Origin of the sequence: Bradyrhizobium sp. (assembly GCF_016462955.1) — a bacterium.
Lineage (GTDB): Bacteria > Pseudomonadota > Alphaproteobacteria > Rhizobiales > Xanthobacteraceae > Bradyrhizobium.
Genome location: NZ_JAEMSD010000234.1, coordinates 5820 through 10195 on the forward strand (window position 1 = coordinate 5820; position 4376 = coordinate 10195).

Consider the following 4376-nt stretch of genomic DNA (forward strand, 5'->3'; position numbering starts at 1 on the left):
GGTGTCGGCGGTGGCGAGTCAGGCCCTGTTCTTCCAGCGCAACTCACGCAACCGCGCGCCGAAGGCGCCCGCGGCGTAGGACTTCTGCGCCTGACACTCAGCTGACGATCCAATCCGGCGTGCTGCAAGGCACGCCGGATTTTTCGTGCCGCCTGCTGCGCTTGACGGCTGCCGACTTAGCCGCTCAAAACCTCGTGCATTGATGCCAGTCGGAGATGTGTCCATGGACCAGCAACTGCTCGATCGCCTCGCCATCCGCGACCTCGTCGAGAACTGGGCGGTGTGGCGCGATGCCGGTGACTGGGAGCGCTTCGCCACGGTGTGGCACGAGGAGGGCTGGATGTCCGCGACTTGGTTTCAGGGACCGGCGCGGGATTTCATGCGCGTTAGCCAGGAGGGGTTTGCCAAGGGCGTACGTGTCCTGCATTTCCTCGGCGGCACCAGCATCGACCTCTCCGGCGCACGCGCGATCGCGCAGACCAAGATGACGATCTCGCAGCGGGCTCTCGTGCATGACGTGCTCTGCGACGTCGTCTGCACCGGACGCTTCTACGATTTCCTGGAAAAGCGCGAGGATCAATTAGGAATTGGCAAATGGGGCATCGTCCGCCGCCAGCCGATCTACGAGAAGGACCGGATCGATCCGGTCGATCCCGCCGCGACGCTGCGCCTCGATCAGCAGGCGCTCGCCGCTCTCCCGGAAGGCTATCGCCACCTCGCCTACATGCAGGAGCTGATCGGCTACAAGGTCAAGCGCGACATGCCCGGTCTCATCGGCGCCGAGGTCGAGAAGCTCTATGACGAGGGGCGGGATTGGCTCGCCGGGGCGGCGAAGTAGGCTCCAGACAAAAGTAAGGCGCGACTGGCATCACCACAGTCGCGCCCTACGTCGCCGGCTTATGGGGCAGGGGGGAATAGCCGGCTGTTGAGACGACTCCTGGCTGCCCAAGTCGTTCCCGCGCTTTGTAAAATATTTCGCCGATCACAGCCCTTATCGCACACGGTTAAGTGATCGTAATGGTCAAGAACTCCCGCTCCTCCGCCCGCGTTGTTCCCGTGATCGCCATGGGGCGAGGGATCGGCGGCCATGTCACAGATTCAAAAGGTAGTTTTAGGCGCCATTGCGATTGCCGCGACCTTGGGCGCGGTTCAATTGGCCTCCGGTCATGACTTGGCCGACCGCTGGCAGGCGGTCGCCGACATCCCCAGCTCGAACGTCGCCCCGGGCCAGAAGGTCAATCGCCTCGCGAAGGCTGATCGGCTCGCCGAGATCAAGCCGGCAGCGGTTCCCACCCGAACGGTATCGATGAGGCTGAATGACCTAGCCGACACGTCGGTGCTTCTGCGCGTCCCCGCGACGATCGACACCGGCAATGCCAGGCCGCCGGTGCTGCTCCAGAACCAGAAGGTTCGCAGAAAGCCGACGATCGCCTGTGAGCCGGTGGTCAGCTCGCTGACCGAGGTCGCTCGGCTGCTCCAGCCTGGCCGCTGCGTGACCTGATCGTCGCCTTGTTGTAGCTAGCACTGCCGGGATGTTCACATCCTCTTGATCCGCCGTGGCCTCGCGCTATATCCGGTTCCTCCCTTTGTTGTGACCGGGTAAGCGCATGACGACGTCAGATACGGCTGTGCACACGCAGCCTTTCCAGGCCGAAGTTTCCGAACTTCTGCACCTTATGGTGCATTCCGTATATTCGGAAACCGACATCTTCCTCCGCGAACTCATCTCCAATGCCTCCGATGCCTGCGACAAGCTGCGCTACGAGGCCATCGCAAGTCCCGCCCTGCTGGGCGAAGGCGACGCCCTCAAGATCCGCATCATCCCGAACAAGACGGCTGGGACGCTCACGATCGCCGACAATGGCATCGGCATGGAGCGGCAGGAGTTGATCGACCATCTCGGCACCATTGCCCGCTCCGGCACCAAGGCGTTCGTGTCGAAGCTGAAGGAGGCCAAGGACGGGCTCGGCCTGATCGGCCAGTTCGGCGTCGGCTTCTATTCAGCCTTCATGGTCGCCGAGAAGATCGTCGTGATCAGCCGCCGCGCCGGCGAGAGCGACGTCTGGACCTGGAGCTCCCAAGGCGGCTCCGGCTTCGAGATCGCCCGCGCCAGCGATGAGGAAGCGGCGCGCGTGAAGCGCGGCACCGAGATCGTCCTGCACCTGAAGGACGACGCCAGGAAATATCTCGAGACCTACGAGATCGAGCGCATCGTCACGTCCTATTCCGACAACATCCTGTTTCCGATCGAGCTCGTGCCGGAAGAAGGCGAGCCGCGCCAGATCAACTCGGCCAGCGCGCTGTGGCAGCGCTCGAAATCCGAGCTCACGGCAGAGGATTACAAAAAGGCCTACCAGCAGATCGCGTCCGCCTTCGACGATCCCGCGATGACGCTGCATTACCGCGCCGAGGGCCGCTACTCCTACGCTGTGCTGCTGTTCGCGCCGTCGACCAAGCCGTTCGACCTGTTCGAGCCGAATCGCAAGGGCCGGGTCAAACTCTATGTCCGCCGCGTCTTCATCACCGACGACGCCGACCTGTTGCCGGGCTATCTCCGCTTCGTCCGCGGCGTCGTCGACAGCGAGGATCTTCCGCTCAACATCTCCCGCGAGATGCTCCAGAACAATCCGCAACTCGCGCAGATACGCAAAGCCGTGGCGACCCGCGTCGTGTCCGAGCTCGAAAGTCTCGCCGAGAAGGACCCGGACAATTTCGCCAAGATCTGGGACGCCTTCGGCCCGGTGCTCAAGGAAGGCATCTACGAAGACTTCGAGCGGCGCGAAAAGCTGCTTTCGCTGTCGCGCTTCACCACCACGGCGGGCGAGAAACGGTCGCTGAAGCAGGTCATCGCCGATTTCAAGCCCAACCAGACCGAGATCTATTATCTCGTCGGTGACAGCATCGAGCGGTTGAAGTCCAATCCGCGGCTGGAAGCTGCGACCGCGCGCGGCATCGAGGTGCTGCTGCTGTCGGATCCCGTCGATGCGTTCTGGACCTCGATGCCGTCGGAGTTCGACGGCAAGCCGCTGAAATCGCTGAGCCAGGGCGATCTGAATCTCGATCTGATCCCGCGCATCGACGATCAGGACGAGTCGAAGAAGGACGAGCCGGCCGCGGATGAAGCGGCCACCATCGCCGTGATCAAGGCCGCGCTTGGCGAGCGCGTCAGCGACGTCAAGGCCTCGACGCGTCTCACCAGCTCGGCCTCCTGCCTCGTCGCCGACAGCCAGGGGCCCAGCCGCGAGCTCGAGCGCATCCTGTCGCAGCAGAACCGCGGCATGAAGACCAAGCCGATCCTCGAGATCAATTTGCGCCATCCGCTGGTCACGGCGGTCACCAAGGCGCAGGCCGGCTCGAAGGTCGTCGATGATCTCAGCCTGCTTCTACTCGAACAGGCGCAGATCCTGGACGGCGAATTGCCGGAGGACCCGGCGGCGTTTGCGACACGGCTGAACCGGCTCGTGTTGCAGGGTCTCGGCGCGTGATGGCCGGGGCAGGTCCGGCGTGACGAGGGAGCGCCGCCGGCGCGCCCCACTCACCTTGCCGTCAACTGTCCCGAGGAACAGTCGCCTCGCGCGTGGGGTTATGCCATATGAGGCGACCGGCAACCGTGCCGGTGCCTGACGTGACCGGCATCCGTGCCGGCGCCCGCGATCGATTCGAGGATTTCTCCATGCGCTTGCCGATATTGACCCTCACCGCGATTGCGACCCTGTTCGTCGCGGCAGACGCCAGCGCCCAGACCTATGATCCGCGCTATCCGGTGTGCATGCATGTCTATACGCCCGGCGGCTTCGGCGGCGGCGGCGGTGATTATTTCGACTGCTCCTTCACCTCGCTGCCGCAGTGCCGTGCGACCGCGTCGGGCCGCTCGGCGAGCTGCGACCTCAATCCCTATTATGCCTTCGACCAGCCCCCGCCGCGCCCGCGCAAGCGGCAGAAGCAGCAATACTAGCGGTCCACCATGTCTCTCGCTCGGATCTTCGCCTCGCGAACCTCGCTCGCTCTGATCGTGGCGAGCGGCGCCCTGCTTGCCGCCGCTCCAACGCAGGGGCAGACCTTCGATCCCCGCTATCCCGTCTGCATGCACGTCTATTCCGGCGCGAATGGCGGTGGCGGGGAGTGGTATGACTGCTCCTTCACATCGCTGCCGCAATGCCGCGCGACCGCCTCGGGACGCGCCGCGACCTGCGACCTCAACCCGTACTTCCCGGTCAACCCGCCGCCGCGCCGATTACGCCACGGGCGACCCGGCTAGCGTCAGACCAGGACGAGGATCAAGCCGGATCCGCGCGCCTGCTTGGCAGGGTAGGCAATCATTTGGTGCTTTGCGCGAGCTGAGCGCGCGCCTCGTCCTTCGAGATGCCCGCCTGCGG

General features: G+C 64.3%; 5 protein-coding genes. All 5 read left to right on the forward strand.

What is annotated here, in order from left to right:
* The first annotated feature begins 223 nt into the window (after positions 1 to 223).
* The 5 genes from JHD07_RS22300 (at position 224) to JHD07_RS22320 (ending at position 4258) form a co-directional block, all read left to right on the forward strand.
* The gene (locus JHD07_RS22300) at positions 224 to 838 is read left to right on the forward strand and encodes a nuclear transport factor 2 family protein (protein ID WP_291625839.1); all 615 of its coding nucleotides are present in this window, start codon (positions 224 to 226) and stop codon (positions 836 to 838) included.
* Positions 839 to 1087: 249 nt separating this feature from the next.
* A complete protein-coding gene (locus JHD07_RS22305; RefSeq protein WP_291625841.1) occupies positions 1088 to 1501 on the forward strand; it encodes a hypothetical protein in 414 nt (137 codons plus the stop codon).
* A gap of 106 nt (positions 1502 to 1607) precedes the next feature.
* The gene (gene htpG / locus JHD07_RS22310) at positions 1608 to 3485 is read left to right on the forward strand and encodes a molecular chaperone HtpG (protein ID WP_291625843.1); all 1878 of its coding nucleotides are present in this window, start codon (positions 1608 to 1610) and stop codon (positions 3483 to 3485) included.
* Between the two features lie 188 nt (positions 3486 to 3673).
* Complete coding sequence (locus JHD07_RS22315; protein WP_291625847.1) at positions 3674 to 3955, forward strand: DUF3551 domain-containing protein; 282 nt, start codon at positions 3674 to 3676, stop codon at positions 3953 to 3955.
* 9 nt (positions 3956 to 3964) lie between these two features.
* On the forward strand, positions 3965 to 4258 hold the full coding sequence (locus tag JHD07_RS22320) for a DUF3551 domain-containing protein (protein WP_291625845.1): 294 nt from the start codon (positions 3965 to 3967) through the stop codon (positions 4256 to 4258).
* Positions 4259 to 4376: the final 118 nt, after the last annotated feature.